This window comes from Endozoicomonas sp. SCSIO W0465, assembly GCF_023716865.1.
GTDB lineage: Bacteria > Pseudomonadota > Gammaproteobacteria > Pseudomonadales > Endozoicomonadaceae > Endozoicomonas.
In genome coordinates this window covers 5,521,317-5,536,604 of sequence record NZ_CP092417.1, presented here as the reverse complement: position 1 = coordinate 5,536,604, position 15,288 = coordinate 5,521,317, and the positions used below count along the sequence as shown (strand labels likewise).

17 protein-coding genes and 1 pseudogene are annotated in these 15,288 nt (G+C 45.3%); 14 read left to right on the top strand and 4 right to left on the bottom strand.

The features are described from left to right. The first annotated feature begins 104 nt into the window (after positions 1–104). The 5 genes from MJO57_RS24690 to MJO57_RS24670 all read left to right on the top strand — a co-directional run bounded on the left by MJO57_RS24690 (position 105) and on the right by MJO57_RS24670 (position 5,427). Positions 105–1,070, top strand: coding sequence for a TIGR01212 family radical SAM protein (locus MJO57_RS24690; protein ID WP_252019527.1), 966 nt, complete (start codon positions 105–107; stop codon positions 1,068–1,070). Further along, positions 1,067–2,581 (top strand): IS66 family transposase, encoded by a 1,515-nt coding sequence (locus MJO57_RS24685; protein WP_252017330.1) that lies wholly within the window; start codon positions 1,067–1,069, stop codon positions 2,579–2,581. Before MJO57_RS24690 ends, MJO57_RS24685 begins: the two co-directional genes overlap by 4 nt. 168 nt (positions 2,582–2,749) lie before the next feature. Further along, positions 2,750–3,649 (top strand): TnsA endonuclease N-terminal domain-containing protein, encoded by a 900-nt coding sequence (locus MJO57_RS24680; RefSeq protein ID WP_252019524.1) that lies wholly within the window; start codon positions 2,750–2,752, stop codon positions 3,647–3,649. Between the two features lie 147 nt (positions 3,650–3,796). Continuing rightward, positions 3,797–4,018 carry a hypothetical protein gene (locus MJO57_RS24675; RefSeq protein ID WP_252019522.1) on the top strand — a complete coding sequence of 74 codons (222 nt, stop codon included), beginning with the start codon at positions 3,797–3,799 and terminating at the stop codon, positions 4,016–4,018. A gap of 131 nt (positions 4,019–4,149) precedes the next feature. Next, positions 4,150–5,427, top strand: a complete 1,278-nt coding sequence (locus MJO57_RS24670; RefSeq protein ID WP_256491761.1) for an IS4 family transposase — start codon at positions 4,150–4,152, stop codon at positions 5,425–5,427. A gap of 309 nt (positions 5,428–5,736) precedes the next feature. Here the strand turns inward: MJO57_RS24670 and MJO57_RS24665 are convergent, their stop codons facing one another. The 4 genes and pseudogenes from MJO57_RS24665 to MJO57_RS24650 form a co-directional block, all read right to left on the bottom strand. Beyond that, positions 5,737–6,066: a type II toxin-antitoxin system RelE/ParE family toxin gene (locus MJO57_RS24665; protein ID WP_252019519.1), complete on the bottom strand. Its 330-nt coding sequence runs from the start codon at positions 6,064–6,066 to the stop codon at positions 5,737–5,739. Beyond that, the gene (locus MJO57_RS24660; protein WP_252019516.1) at positions 6,063–6,329 is read right to left on the bottom strand and encodes a type II toxin-antitoxin system ParD family antitoxin; all 267 of its coding nucleotides are present in this window, start codon (positions 6,327–6,329) and stop codon (positions 6,063–6,065) included. The genes MJO57_RS24665 and MJO57_RS24660 overlap by 4 nt, the downstream gene beginning before the upstream one ends. A gap of 75 nt (positions 6,330–6,404) precedes the next feature. Then, positions 6,405–6,989: pseudogene (locus MJO57_RS24655) on the bottom strand (DUF935 family protein); the annotation flags it as partial. Between the two features lie 12 nt (positions 6,990–7,001). Beyond that, complete coding sequence (locus MJO57_RS24650; RefSeq protein WP_252019513.1) at positions 7,002–7,373, bottom strand: DUF935 domain-containing protein; 372 nt, start codon at positions 7,371–7,373, stop codon at positions 7,002–7,004. 11 nt (positions 7,374–7,384) lie between these two features. Here MJO57_RS24650 and MJO57_RS24645 point away from each other — a divergent pair, with 11 nt between their 5' ends. From MJO57_RS24645 to MJO57_RS24605, 9 genes are all read left to right on the top strand, one after another. Further along, positions 7,385–7,780, top strand: coding sequence for a hypothetical protein (locus MJO57_RS24645; protein ID WP_252019511.1), 396 nt, complete (start codon positions 7,385–7,387; stop codon positions 7,778–7,780). Positions 7,781–7,987: 207 nt separating this feature from the next. After that, positions 7,988–8,902: a hypothetical protein gene (locus tag MJO57_RS24640; protein WP_252019508.1), complete on the top strand. Its 915-nt coding sequence runs from the start codon at positions 7,988–7,990 to the stop codon at positions 8,900–8,902. Further along, positions 8,871–9,707, top strand: a complete 837-nt coding sequence (locus MJO57_RS24635; protein WP_252019505.1) for a type I-F CRISPR-associated protein Csy2 — start codon at positions 8,871–8,873, stop codon at positions 9,705–9,707. The genes MJO57_RS24640 and MJO57_RS24635 overlap by 32 nt, the downstream gene beginning before the upstream one ends. Positions 9,708–9,736: 29 nt before the next feature. Continuing rightward, a complete protein-coding gene (locus tag MJO57_RS24630) occupies positions 9,737–10,189 on the top strand; it encodes a type I-F CRISPR-associated protein Cas7f/Csy3 (protein WP_252019502.1) in 453 nt (150 codons plus the stop codon). 152 nt (positions 10,190–10,341) lie between these two features. Beyond that, complete coding sequence (locus tag MJO57_RS24625) at positions 10,342–10,959, top strand: type I-F CRISPR-associated protein Cas7f/Csy3 (protein WP_252019500.1); 618 nt, start codon at positions 10,342–10,344, stop codon at positions 10,957–10,959. After that, a complete protein-coding gene (cas6f, locus tag MJO57_RS24620) occupies positions 10,956–11,696 on the top strand; it encodes a type I-F CRISPR-associated endoribonuclease Cas6/Csy4 (RefSeq protein ID WP_252019497.1) in 741 nt (246 codons plus the stop codon). The genes MJO57_RS24625 and cas6f overlap by 4 nt, the downstream gene beginning before the upstream one ends. Before the next feature lie 647 nt (positions 11,697–12,343). After that, entirely contained in the window at positions 12,344–13,300 is a 957-nt protein-coding gene (locus tag MJO57_RS24615; RefSeq protein WP_252017306.1) for an IS1595 family transposase, read from the top strand. Between the two features lie 254 nt (positions 13,301–13,554). After that, positions 13,555–13,794 (top strand): hypothetical protein, encoded by a 240-nt coding sequence (locus MJO57_RS24610; RefSeq protein ID WP_252019494.1) that lies wholly within the window; start codon positions 13,555–13,557, stop codon positions 13,792–13,794. A 51-nt stretch (positions 13,795–13,845) separates the two neighbouring features. After that, complete coding sequence (locus MJO57_RS24605) at positions 13,846–15,207, top strand: ISNCY family transposase (protein ID WP_252017318.1); 1,362 nt, start codon at positions 13,846–13,848, stop codon at positions 15,205–15,207. Positions 15,208–15,288 lie beyond the last annotated feature (81 nt).

Here is a 15,288-nt window from a genome sequence, read left to right as displayed (position 1 = left end):
CTAAGCATTGGCCATTAGGTCATGCGTTAAACTCCCTATAGGCTAAGCCAAAGTCTATCGGTATTATGTTGAGATTTTTGATGACGAAATAACTCGCTATGGACATGACCCGCTTCGTGAATACTTTTGGCCGTTACCTTCGGCAGAAGTACCGAGAGAAAGTACACAAAGTTTCGGTGAATGCTTCGTTTACCTGCCCAAACCGTGACGGCACCAAAGGTATTGGTGGTTGTACGTTTTGTAATAATGCCTCTTTCAGTCCCGGCAGTACCAAAGCAGGAGAAATTTCTGAGCAGATTCGACAGGCTCAGGAGAGGGTTGGTTCCCGAACGGGTGCCAGGAAGTTTATCGCTTATTTTCAGTCTTACAGTAATACCTATGGCGCTTTGGAAGATCTCAAGCGCTATTATGATGAGGCTCTGGCTCAGCCCGGTGTAATAGGGCTTGCCGTTGGTACCCGGCCTGACTGTGTACCAGATCCGGTGTTAAAACTGTTGTCGGAGTATCAGGAACGGGGTTACGAGGTTTGGCTGGAGCTTGGCCTTCAATCCAGCTTTGATCCTACGCTTGACGTCATTAACCGTGGTCATACCTTTAGCGATTATGAAGATGCGGTGATAAGGGTCAAGCGCTATGGATTAATGCTGTGTACTCACCTGATTGTCGGTCTTCCGGGGGAAGAGCCTGAAGACAGTCTGGTCAGTTTTGACCGTGTTGTTGGTTTAGGTGTGGATGCCATTAAAATTCATCCTCTTCATATCGTGAAAGGCACTCAAATGGCTCGGCAGTGGCGTAAAGGGCTGGTTCGTGAATTATCGATGGAGTCCTATACGGATGTACTGGCAACAATGATTTCACGAGCACCAGAGGGATTATTGTTTCATCGATTGACAGGCTCTGGAGAAAGGCAATATCTACTTTCACCACAATGGACAATGCATAAATGGGATGTGCTTGGCTTGCTCTATAAAAAGTTGGTAACTGTTCAGCACCCCCACATAAATCTGGAATTTTCTGATTTTTATACCATCCTCTTAAGCACCATTTTTCCACAATATTCGCCAGCATGATTCCAGAACTACCCGCAACTATGTCGGCTGAGATTCTCTTGAAAGAGAATGCAGAGCTGCGGATGAGAGTTGCCTGTCTGGAAGAGCGATGTCGAGAATTGGAAGAAAAGGTTGGCAAGAACAGTCAAAACAGCAGCAAGCCGCCATCGTCTGATGGTTATCAAAAACCTTGTAAAAACAGTAATTCTCCAGATCATTCTGACGACCTTTCCGCAGATAAAGGTACCGATCCATCGGATGAAAAACCCAATCCTAAAAGTCTGAGACAGTCTTCTGGTAATAAAGCCGGTGGAAAGAAAGGGCATCAGGGCACTTGTCTTAAACAGGTCGATATCCCTGACTATATTGAGTACCTTCCGGTTAAAGAATGCAATAAATGTCAGGCGTCTCTTCTTGATAGTGAGCCGGTCAAATATATTGAACGACAGGTGTTTGAACCAGGGAGACCGGGTGAATTTGAAGTAACGGCCCATAGAGCTGAAGTAAAAATCTGCACTTGTGGTTGTCGGAATCAGGCTGAATTCCCGGAAGGTGTTACCGCTGCCGCACAATATGGCTCAGCCACACAGGCTATGGCCGTCTATCTTAACCAATACCATTTCCTGCCTTTTAAGCGCGTGTCAGAGTATTTTAATACTCTCTATAAAATGAGTGTAAGTGCAGGCACTGTCGCCAATTTTGTGGCCAGAACCTATGAAAATCTGGCTTCTACTGAAGAGGTTATTCGTGACGCCTTGCGGGAATCGTCTGTTGCCGGAGCCGATGAAACGGGTATGCGGGCCGAGGGCTCTTTGCACTGGCTACACGTTATGCGGGATGAACAATGGACGCTCTACTACTTGTCTGAAAAGCGAGGTCGTGAGGCCATGGACACGATGGGCATACTGCTAACATTTGCAGGCGTTCTGGTTCATGATCATTGGAAATCCTATTTTGCATATGCGGCAACTCACGTACTTTGCAATGCCCATCACCTGAGGGAGCTTTTGGGTGTTGTTGATAGGGACAGCAATCAACTGGCGTTGCGATTGATGAAGCTACTGAGGCTTTCCTGGCATTACTGCAAGGGCTTTAAGACCATAGGTATGCTACAGATGCCAAGTGTTGTCTGTGAACGAATCGAGAAGATTTATGACCGGTTGCTTCAGCGGGCTCTAATGAAAGAAGTCGTCTATATGGAGAAGCAACGAGAGGAGCTTAAGCGCAAGAAAGTCAAGAATACTAAAGCTTACAATCTCTTCAAACGACTCACTGAGTTCAAGGCTGAGACACTGCGCTTCATGTCAGATTTTACCATTCCCTTCGATAACAATGGCAGTGAGCGGGATGTTCGAATGGCCAAGTTAAAGCAGAAAATCTCAGGCTGCTTCAGGAGTGCAGACGGTGGTTCTATGTTTGCACGGATTCGCAGCTATTTGTCGTCTGCCAGAAAACAGGGAATGGACATATATCAATCACTTCATAGAGCTGTTCGGAATTACTGTAATATGCCTTTGCTCAGTGCTGAATAGTTACAAAAGTTGGAAGCTAATTGTGAGATAGGCAATTAAGTCGGTAAATAGTGCATTAAGTCGGTAAATACGAGCAATTAGTTGGTAAATACGAGCATTAAGTTGGTAAACGGCTAAAAAATAATCAACTACACTATCTGATAAGTAATCAACAGGTAGCGTATTTTTATGCCTAAAAAGAATGTAAAGCATTCGCCTTATTCCAGAAGTGAGAAGCAAATAACCCGTTGGCTTGAAGAGCAGAAACGTGGCACAGGGCATGGTTTGGAATATATTCCAGGCTTGTATACCAATGAAATCGAATCTGCCAAGAAGAATAACTTCAAAGAGCGGGTTTCTGGTATTAAAGCGTGTGGGCGTGATATGCAGCTGGCATCTCACACGGAGCATAGAATTCTTCGTTTCTTTGATTTAGCCAAAAATGTTGTCGAAATTAGAGAGCAGTTTCCCCTGAAGCGCTCTGTAACCCTTGGTATTGCGGAAAAACTTAAGATTCAGCATCCCAGCCAGACTGATTATAATACGGAAAAGCCCTTCGCTATTTATATGACCACTGACTTTTTGGTTACTCTTCTCGATAAGAGTAACCAAGAATATCTTGTTGCTGTTTCAGTGAAACCTGTCTCAGAACTTCAAGATAAAAGAGTCTTGGAAAAACAAAAGATTGAGTATGTGTACTGGTCTCTTCGAGGAGTCCGATTTGTCATTATCACTGATCTATCTTTTAAATCTGCAGTTAGTGATAATCTTGAACTCATCCACCAAAGTTACTGTACGATGGAGCAAAATGAAGTTTCTTTGCCTGGAAATGTTAATATTGCTTTAATTGAGGCTCATATCCTGTCTGCCATTAAATCAGAATCAGGAGCGATAACCATTTCTGAGCTTTGTAAAAAAATAAGGCTCTTTTCGGGTTACAGACTGCTCTGCAATGAAAATTGGCCAAAGGCCTTGATATACAATGCCTTCAGGAAACTGCTGGCTAAATATTGCCAAGCCCTGCCACAGGAGGATTCCAGCCTGATTTATGAAATCAGCAGTCTGCAATACGAAAAGAGCCAAAAATAAATAATCGGCATTCTTGCCCACCCGGCGTTGCATTAACGATTTTTTACCGAATGATCGCTGTCAGAAAAATTGATGTTGATATGAATAAAATTTCAATTGGCACACAGACTGATGTTTTGTCTCTGAAGAAGTATTTGGTATCTTGAGATGAATGACTTTGTAGATATTTTTGAGAATCATTTGATTGAATTTAAAATTAATGATAAAGAAGCTGGCGAAGGTTCGGCAGCTGTCTATCGTGTTTTGTGGCGTGATTCAGACAAGCTGATTTGGGTTAATGTTATTAATAACAGCTTTCCTGAGCAGGTTGATGTTGCTTATGTTAAGCAAAAAATAGATAGTGGTGAGTATTGCTTTATCTTAGGGTAGACATTAAGCTCAAAAAAGGTTCGTTTCCGGCGGCAGAACCCACCTTGAACAGCCACAATAAAGCTTCGAAACCATTATCAATGGCTGAACAAGATGAGTACTGCAAATAGTAGATTAGTTGAAAAAAACTGTTGACCTGTTTCGACCGGTCAGAACTCCTAAGTATGGCGGAACAGCTTGGTTTTACTATACGACAGCGAGATATCCGTCCTTTGGATTTTATCCTCTCACTGATCGATGCCCTCGCTGGTGATGGAAACTGCGATACCCAGGCGGATCTACACCGTAAATTTAACGAGTTGACGGGGCTGAATGTCTCTTATCGTTCTTGGGCAAATCAAGCTAAAAAGGACGCGCTGCCTACTCTTATCCTGTGGCTATGGGTGCAGTGTCTGGAAATATTTTCCCGCAAAGTCATGGCGTTTGATGAAGACAGTCCATTTTCAGAGTTTGAGCACATTCTGATTCAGGACGGTTCGTCACAAGCTGTCTATGATGCCCTGAAAGAAGCATTTCCCGGCAGGTTCTCAACGGTCAGTCCTGCTGCCGTCGAGCTTCATACGACAATGGATCTTCTCACCAACAACCTGGTGCGGGTGCAGCTGACTGAAGATACCCGTTCAGAAAGAGACTGTCTGCCACCACTGCCAACATCCATGGCCTATATCCTGATGCTAATGGATGCCGGTTATTTTGAGCTGGAACTCTTTGCCGCTATTGATGACAGGGAGGGTTCTTTTATCTGCAAGGCACCTCAGAGTATCAACCCGACGATACTCAGCGCGGTACGGGAGGATGGCAAGAATCTCAATCGCTACAAAGGACAAAAACTGAAGGATGTACTGTCTGGCTTCCCCAAAGACCAGTGCCTCGACCTGGATGTAGAATGGCCGGGATTCAAAGCCTGGCCATTCCGCTTGGTTGTCCGCTGGAATGACAAAAAACAGAAGTGGGTTTTCGTTGTGACCAACCTGAACCGGGTGGAGTTCACCTTGAGTGATGTGCTCCAGGCCTATCGTCTACGGTGGCAGATAGAGCTGATTTTCAAAGAGATCAAATCCTATTCAGGGTGGCATCGTTTTAACACCAAATCAGCGACACTGGTGTTTAGCCTGATTCTGATGTCCTTTGTGGTTGTGACGTTGAAAAGGTACCTTGCCCATGCTGCACAGGCGAACCTCTGTGAAAGTGGGAGCATTGAGGAAATCTCGACGCACAAGGTGATGAAAAGTGGGACTCACCTGTTTGGTAATGTGATTTCATCGTTGATGAATGCAGGAAAGTCATTGGTCTCATGCATTAAAAAGCTACTGGACTTCTGGGGAAATAATGCGAAACGAGAACACCCTGCACGGGATGGTTGTTCAGGGCGTACAAGATTAGGCTTCTGTGCAGTGGGTGGAGCTTAATGTCTACCTTAAGAGTAGCCTTTTACGACAACATCTTTTGCAAAAGCAATACTTGAAAAAATAGAAATTACGATTAATGCAGCTAACTTTTTCACTTTAATTAAACCCAGTTACAAATCGAATCAAGTTATATCAAGGTATAATTAAAATCATTGATGCAAATCAACAAAACATGTCTTTGGTGTTTACAAAATAAACAAAACGGCAAAACGGTGTCTTGACTTGAATCTTGAACTTCCTCCCAACATCACCGCCCCATCAACCACCCGAGAAAGCAGCATTCCTCTCCCGCAAGCTGCTTTCTATATTCTATAACTCATCAAGCAACCCATTCAAACGCGCTGGTATGTCCATACTGCTGTGCAAAATAGACAGGACGTATAAAACTTCCGATTGCGCACCATCGGAGGATTTTACAAATACATAGTGCTTCTTGTAACGCAAAAAACTGACTCCATTGATGATGCTCTCCGGTAGCACTTTCAGTAAAGCGTGGTTTCTGGCGACGCTGGTTAAATATTGGTGCAGTCCATCAATGTAAAGATCGGCCTGTTTTTCTCCCCAATATTCGTAGGTATAGAGCCAGATTTCTTCCTGCTGAGCAATGGCTACCGGGTGAAAACGGTAGAGTTCACTCACTCATCACCTCCGGAATTGTTCAGTCTCTTTCTGGCTCTTGTCTTAACGTCGTCAGCACTGAGTGATTGAAACTCGTCTTCCGGTGTATTCAACATGGGCTCCAGGTGCCCTTTTAACCATTTGGCCGATTGCTCTTGCTGGCGTTTGTCGTTGCGGATCAAGTCCCTCAGATAGTCGCTGGCGCTTGAGTATTCACCTTGTTTAACCTGCTGGGCAACCCAGTCTCTAAGCTGGTCGGGTAATGAAATATTGAGTGTGGCCATAATTGTCTCCTTTATCATATTATGGCTGAATATTAGCAGATATTGGCAAAGATTGGCATTTTGGCAGGAGAGGGCCTACACGCCACTTTTAACCATCCCCATCAACCGCCCAAAAAACGAAGCATTCCTTACTGTCTCCACCGCCTCATCCGTAGGCGGTTCCTCCATCATCTCCACCAGTTTCTGCCTAAAGGTAGCCACATCATCGGTTTCCTCCAAATAGTTCAGCAGCTGCTCCACCCGCTTTCCATACATCGCCTGGTACTTGGTGCCTAAATATTCAGCGGCATCCACCAGTGACTGCATATCTGCCCGATGGTTGGCTCGCTTTTGGGTAAGGCTGGATATTTCAGAAAACTCCGGGGGTAGCTCTGGCGCTCCTGCCCCCATGGGCGGCAGCGGACTGGCTGCTTTCTTCTTCCAGCCTTCCCCATAGGTTTCCAGAATATATTCCTCGGTGGGCTCAAAACCGAGAGTACTGATCTTGTTATCCCGTTCTGCCCTGGCCATCAGGTCTTCTTCGGGCTCTGTCTTCCGCCATACCCTGGGCGGTGTAGCGTTGGGGAAATTCCATTCGGTGAGCCAAGCCACCACCTGCTGGTTGAAGCTCTCACAAATAAGATCCGCATCGCTCTTGATAACTGCTTCCTGAACCTCTTGATGAACTTCCGCCTAGCTGCGACTGCTGCCATCATCCGTGGTCATGGTCTGGCTGAGAATGACTTTACTGATGGCCTTATCCATACGCTGGCACAGCGCATCATAATCGGCGGTGCCGGATCTGGCCGCTTCGATCAGCTCGATGATGACGTTACTTTTCCAGAAAGATCTGACAGAACCTAATAAGTAGTCCATAGTTTGCTTTTGAGGAGCATTTCCCGTTAGTTCTGACGCAGTGGCTGAGAAATATCCGTTTTCAATTTTTACCCTACTTACCATTCCGTTTGAAGAACGGTTGGTGATAGTGCCGTACAAGAAGATACGGGCTAATTGAAAATTGCTAAATAGCTGGTCTGTACTACCTTGCTGATGCTTCTGTAACACTTGGCGGAAACATGCTAAAAGAACCAATCAAACTTGAAGAACTGATCTGTGAAAGTGAGGAAAGTGATTCCCCTGATGATGTTCTCTATCGGTTTGTCAGCGCATATCGGGCGGGTTATGAGATTGAGGGTAGTGAAGAAGAAGCTATTTGCCTGTTGGTTAATTTCTCTGTTCGACGCGACTTGGTAGAAGCTCCACTGGACAGGGAAGAGGCCATTAAGAATCTTCGGGAGAAGAACTTCCGGTTGATCAGAAGGTATAAGGACTCGCTCAGGGGATATCACACCCATAATGCCAAGTTTACCTTGAGCTTTTTACGCGCCAATGTATTTTTCGAATGGCTCTATTTGATTTCCGAACTGCTCTGCAGTGAAAATTGGATGTGGACCACGCAATGTAAGGCTTGAGGGCAAATTGCCGAGCAAAGCTCTGAGAGCCTTTAATGATAAGTGCTTCAGCCAGGTTCAATCTGGGAACAGTCTGTAATCCAATAAGAGCCTTTCGAATTACCTTACGATGAAACAGATCCTTATGTTCATTCTGGCAGTGTCATACTAAACAAGCGCCATGGATATGCACAGAATGCAGCAAATACAAAAGCAGCCAAGGCGATATTGGCAGAGTTTTATTATCAGGGGGTTCGGACATCCATGGTGGAGGAATTGCAGCGAGGTAGCATTCTTTCCCATTCATATCTTGGTTTTTTAGAAGAAAGCGTTGAGCGTAGCTGCAAATCTTCGGATCAGTATGATGAAAAAGCCCAATGCATTGAAGCGTTATTAGAGGCTGTAAATGAGCTGCCGGAGGAAGTTATACCAGAAGTAGCGACAGACCCACAGGTGTTTGCCTATACCAGTGATGGAGAACCTGAGCTGCTCCTTTCTCCTGTTGTTAATACCGGCTTGCAGAATGAGATCAATCTAAGATTGGCTGATTATGATTGGTGGCTTGTAGCGGCGATACACACTGGAACAGGGAACGATATTCACACCTATGGCAGCCTGCTTTCTGATTCTGGTGGTTATTTACGGGTGCTCCGTTCTGTAACTCCTGTTGAAAAGAAGGGTGAGTTTCGATTGTTAATTGACCAGCTCAGTTTGGCTGGGCATTTGTATGATTTTACCTGGCAGAGTCCAAGGATTTTATCCATTGGTCAAAGCTACGGTGATAATGAAACCGGGCAGGTACGGCGGTGGAGCCGGTTTGAGCAGCAAAAGGCTGTGAAGGTGGAGAGTCGTAGAATCGTGCGAGCCCTGTTCAGCCACTACAGAAAGTTGAATTTTTATTTTGGACTGGGTAAGAGGTTACCAATATGGTGTCGCAACTTGCTGGAACAACGCTCAGCTCAGCTTTACCTGATTGATGGTGACACTAAAACGTCCACACAACAAAAGGTGATTATTGAAGATATAAAGCCGCTGTTATTTGATCACTTAACCATTCTGGCAAACGAAAACGATCTAACTTTTGTGGAATATCATCAGAAGGCTGTTGAAGATGCAATCAGAGACTATCTCCAGTCATCATAGTGTTTATCTTTGCATCAAAGATATGAGAGTGAATCGGGCCAATGCGATGCCCTCGCCTTATATTGCTGGCTTTCCCTCCATGTATGGTGTGGTGGGGATGGCAAAACATCTGGTTGATAGAGTCCTCAAAGGATCGGGGATGGCTTTTGAGGCTGTGGCCGTAAGCATCAACCAATTCATGATGTCAGAGAGTCAGCATAAATATTCTGCCCAAACATTAAGGGATATAAAAAACAGACAGGGTTTGCGTGTTATCACAGCCCGGGATTGCTGGTTCAGGGCTTCAGTATTTATCCGTGTAAATATTGGAGACAGAGGATTGCCAGTGGTAAGAGAGTGGCTGGATGCGCATCGTCATCTTGATGGCCTTTACCGGTTACGGTTTTGTGGAGGGCATATTATCTATGAGTCTGGCTCTCCTGAACTGCATCTTTTATCAAAAACTGAACTCCCCTTGGTCTGCAGGCATGTTGACGGTTTCCTGGTTGCTGATCGCATTGATTTATGCAGAGTATCCAGACAGCCCGATGAAGATGCTCTGGATACCATGCTACGCCTGATTCAAGAAAGTAAAAAGATGGGGCAAGGTTGGTTGGTCCCGCTGGCTGTTGGTTTTATGCCGTTTGGAGATCGGAAGTACCGGGCAAATACACGACAAAAGCTATTACATGGGTTTTGTGAGCCCGTAACGGGATTAGGCCGCTTGTTTAATGTTCGCTCATCGGCTTCAAACCTTGGTAAAAGTGACCATTTTTTCTGGAAACCGAATGTTAACCGTGAATTTCTGGTGACAGGGTCTATATAAAGGAGGATGTAACAATATCAGAGGAAGGTATGGCTGATCCTAACCAGTTGAGTTTTAACCGCTCCCTGGAAATCGGGTTTGGAACGATGAGCAATAAAAGCTCGTTATCAGGAAAGGAGTTTTCCCTCCATGTCCAGAAACGGATGGTCAAGGGGTCGTCCGGAGATTTTGCAACGCTCCGAGGGACTAATGACCAGAATATGGATACCCCAAATGTTCACCAAGCCGAGTTTGTTCACAATGAGCCAGGGGATACCTTGGTTGTGGAGTTTGAGGGGTACATCGTAAACAATGCGTTTCATCCTAAAACACCGGAAATTTTGGCAAAGGAAGATGTCATTCGATTCATGGAGTTATACCGGGATAAAGGTGGCCTGAGGTACCAGGCAGAGTCGATTTTCCAAAATATTCTGAACTTTCGCTGGTTGCGTCGTAATAATCAGATATGGCTCTTTTCGTATTGCAGACTGCTGATTTCATAAATCAGGCTGGAATCCTCCTGTGGCAGGGCTTGGCAATATTTAGCCAGCAGTTTCCTGAAGGCATTGTATATCAAGGCCTTTGGCCAATTTTCATTGCAGAGCAGTCTGTAACCCGAAAAGAGCCTCAGATATTTCAGCGTAGCAGGAGAGTGATGTTTAAAACTCAGGATTTTGAGTGTCATTTTAAATTACCAGACAGCATTGAGCTGCCAGAGTTCAGTGAGATTGAGACTGATGAGCCTGATTCCATAGAACGATGTATCGATTTTATTGAGAGTCGGATGCATCAAACGAATGTTGCCCGCTGGTTTAAAGTGAGGGTTGAGATGCTGGTTGGCTGCGGCCTGAATCTCTTTCCTGCCCAGGAAATGAAGATTGAGAAAAAGGGTAATGATTCTACTGACTCAAAGCAGAAGAACCGACAGGGCCGAACATTTTTGAAAGGCATTAATGAATACACTGGGCGTAGAGATACCCCGTTGATCGATGAACGACATATTCTGTATGCACTTTATACCAGTGATACCTCGTACGCTGAGGGTGAAAACTTGCCGCCGATTAACGCCAACCCTTCCGGTTTTGTTGAGTCTGAGGGGACCCATCACCGTGATTACCAGGGGAGAAATTGTCTTTATAACTATCAAGAGGCGCTTGATCAGTTGATCAAAGAGCTTGAGATAGTGAAGTCTCCTGAGTCTATTCCAGCTCACTGCCATTATCTTGTAACCAACTATATTAAAGGTGGTGTTTTTGGTGAGAAGAGTGAGTGATTAAAGAGGTGGGATGGTTGATGAAAAAGAGCTACTATTTTGAGCTTTTCCAGCCTGAATCACTGGATGAGCTGGAAACGTTTCATCAAGATACCTTCAGGCTTATTCATAATCATTCTGAGCCCTATAATGATCCAATTAGTAATGCGCGTTATCGTTCCTGGGTTGGGCTTTCGTACCCCAAGTTTGGCCGGATTGATCAATATTACCCTCAAGAATTTTGTTCTGATCATTCGTTGATTCTTTATGTTGCCATTAAACATCCAAGCTTGTTTGTTGGTGATGTTGTGCATTGTGTTTCTACAAAGTATGAATGTCTAGAGATGCTCTTAAAATCGGAAGAAGTAAAGGAGATGGTTGAGAATGGGGTTGCTATCGGTACTATTAGTGAAGTACCCACTGACTGCCAAAAAACCCGGAACAACAGAGATCGACGACCTGAGAGAAGGTCAAAGCGATACATTATGAAGAAGAACAAGAGGAGGCAGGGAAAATTCAATCTGGGCAAGGAGTCAGTTCAATATAGTCCGACACCAATTATGGAACCACTGCCCCGTTTTGCAAACCTCAGTAATAGTAATAAGGATCAGAGACCCATTCATATTAATCAAATAGTAACAGACTCCAGTCAAGGTGGCTGGTACAGCGTGTATGGTCTTTCCAAGCATGGTTCAACCGTGCCCAAAATTCCTGTAGATATTACCATTTTTTCGGGTGATAAAAAGGTTAGGGGATAACCTGTTGATACTCTGAAGCTTATCGTTTTTCAATTCATCAAGAAAAATTATTTGTATTTTCTCGATGGCTCTTTTCGGGTTACAGACTGCTCTGCAATGAAAATTGGCCAAAGGCCTTGATATACAATGCCTTCAGGAAACTGCTGGCTAAATATTGCCAAGCCCTGCCACAGGAGGATTCCAGCCTGATTTATGAAATCAGCAGTCTGCAATACGAAAAGAGCCTTCTCGATAAAGGTACAATTGCTACTAGAATCAAGGAGCAGGAGAGTTTTCTCTCTTGTGAACCGCCAAGTAGGCGGCTGAGAAGGGCAAAGATTTTGCATGCGAAATTATTTGTCGGTGAACCGCCAAGTAGGCGGCTGAGAAGGTTCGTGGATATGTAAGAAGTTTGTGTGTTTCGTGAACCGTCAACGCCAAGTAGGACCGCCAAGTAGGCGGCATAATACCCAGTCCCAATCTGTTTCTATAAAACAATCAGCCTCCCAATGTGTCGCGTATGCTGTATGGGAGGCTTTATCTCGCTGGTTGATAGTCTTCAAGAGCTGTAAACTGCTCCAAAAATACTCCTGATTACCACCGACCCTACGTCGTGAGCCAGCTGCTATAATAAACGTCGATAGTCATGTGTTTTGGAGGTAAAACTGATGTGTAAAAACACCATTCAGTTCCAAAAAGGCCTTGGCATTATGCAATTTCTGGCTAATTACGGCAGTGAAGAGCAGTGTGAGAACGCGCTGTCCTCTTGGCGCTGGCCAGATGGCTTCCAATGCCCGAAGTGTGGCTCCCGCAGTTTCTGCAAGCTTCACCGGAAAGCTGAATTCCAGTGCAATTGCTGCCGTTGCCAAACCTCGCTTACCAGTAACACTATCTTTGACTCAACAAAGCTGCCTCTAGCTACCTGGTTTCTGGGTATCTATCTCGTCACCCAGAATAAAGCGGGGATTTCTTGCCTGACGCTTCATCGACAACTTGGCATTTCCTACAATGCCGCATTGCGCATGAAACACAAACTCATGCAGGTCATGATGGAAAGAGATAACAGCTGGCAGTTGAGTGGTTTTGTTCAGATTGATGACGCCTATTGGGGCGGAGAGCGCCACGGAGGCCGCCGGGGCAGAGGCTCAGAGAACAAAGCCCCCTTCGTGGCCGCAGTTCAGACAGATGCTGATAACCACCCTATCTACATGAAGTTCAATGCCGTTGATAACTTCCGGCGAAAAACCATTCAGGAGTGGGCAGAACATGCCCTGAAAAAGGGTGTCCGGGCCGTCAGCGATGGCTTGTCCTGTTTCCGGGGTATTGAAGATGCCGGATGCCAGCACACAGCCATCATTACCGGTGGTGGGCATGCATCCATGGAGAATGAGTTGTTCACCTGGGTAAATACCATGCTGGGAAACGTGAAAACAGCGATTACCGGTACTTACCATAAGCTCGACCCCAAGCATCTGGGCCGTTATCTATCAGAGTTCAACTATCGGTTTAACCGGCGTTTTGATATGCCTTCAATGATCTCAAGGCTAGGTCGGGCTGCAGTCAATACAGCACCGATGCCGGATCGACTTCTCAAACTGCCAGACGTCCAGTGGAAACCGGGTTAGCCATCAACCGATAATTGAAAGTCAGTTGACGTATTAATATCATTATTTCGAATGATGATGTGGGTCTTTGCTTGTTCGGAGCGGTTATGAAACCGAATTTAGTTGATAATCTGGAGAACAAGCCGTCATGATGCCTGCTCCACCGGTAATACTGGAGAGGTTCTATTATTTCTTTACCGGGTTATAGACATAAAGAATGAAAAGCTGCACGTATATTCTTAAATTATCTTTCCCTGTGTCATGACGTACGATCAGTGGTAATCAGGAAAATACTTGGCTACTCTATTGGCTCTAAATTGGACGATATTTCCAAAGAAATTCAGATTATTGACCAACAACTTCATAAATTGGAAGAAGATAGGCAGGTGTTGCTTGCAAGGCGGCAGCGGCTTATTGCTAATTTAGATAGTTCTCGTCCAAAAACACAACCAATTGAAAACTGTAGATTTTATCCTGAAAAATTAAGTGGAGCCCTACTGCTATCTGGCGACTAAACTTCCCAAGAGCAAGAAACATAAGGGATTGCCAAAAACAGAGGACTCCAAATGCGCAAAAAACGCAACCCGCAGTGTAGTATGGAACTCCATTACGTACCTCATGAAATCTGCTCCCAGCTTTCCGGTATCTCGCAATGGCTTGACGCCCATCCACAGTTCAATGACTGGATTTATGAGGACTTAAGTTCTGGTGATAAACAGAACACTGGGCGGAACGGACTATCAGCAGAATCCGTTCTTCGTGCGGCACTCCTGAAACAGTATTTGAATTGTGATTATGACTACTTGTCGTTTGTTTTGATGGACTCCATGCTCTTTCGAGACTTTTGTCGCCTCGAACCAAACCAGCGCCCCAGTCGCTCCAGTTTGCATGGGCTCATCAGCCTTCTTACTGCATCTACATGGGAACGGATTAATAACTGTCAGCTAATGACCGCTAAAGATCAGGGTATTGAAAAAGGGCGCACTGTGGCTATTGACAGCACAGTCACCGAATCGGATATCAAACCTCCTTGCGACAGTGATCTTTTAGCCAGTTCCGTTAAAGAAATTTGTCGGCTGCTGGAACGGGGACAAACACTGACAGCGACACCGCTTTATGAATATACCCATCACAACCGAGCCGTAAAAGATGCGGCCAGAAAATGCATCTACGCTGGCAAAGAAGAGCGGCATCAGCATTATAAAAAACTGCTGCAGTTGACCCGAAAATCCCGGAAGGTACTTATCGAAGCTACTGTCACGCTAGCAAACGCCCGTCAGCAGGGGCAGTGTCTCCTGGCTGATGATGCCGACAAGTGGCAGGCCGATGTGGATCACCTGTTACCCCTGGTGGATGCAATAGTCTCCCAGACAGAGCGCAGGGTCTTTAAGGGTGAAAAGGTGCCAGCCCAGGAAAAAGTGGTTAGCCTGTATGAACCCCATACGGATATCATCGTAAAAGACAGGCGGCAAGTACAGTATGGCCATAAACTGAACCTGGTTCAGGGAAAAAGTCGATTGATCCTGGACCTGGTTATTGAGGAAGGTAACCCAGCGGATTCGGACCAATTCATTCCGATGATGGAAAGACAAAAAGAAATTTATGGTCGTGTACCTCGCCAGACAAGCGGTGACGGCGGATACGCGTGTCGCGCTAATTTGGAAAAAGCCAAGGCCATGGGAATCAGCGATGTAGCTTTTAATAAGAAGCGCGGACTTGAAGTCGAAGAGATGACTAAAAGTCAGTATGTGTATAAAACGCTCTTTCGCTTCCGGGCAGGTATTGAAGCGGGAATTTCGTGGCTAAAGAGATGTTTTGGGCTATCACGTTGCCACTGCAAGGGTTCTGAGCGTTTTGATTCTCATTGCTGGTTATCGGTGGTCTGTTACAACCTGGTGATTCTGGCCAGACACCCGGCACCATCCTGATAGCCACCTCCACGCTACATGAAAGTACCTTTCCAGCATGGTGGGAGGATGTTTTCTGCCTGCTTTTCGCGTTTTTCTCCA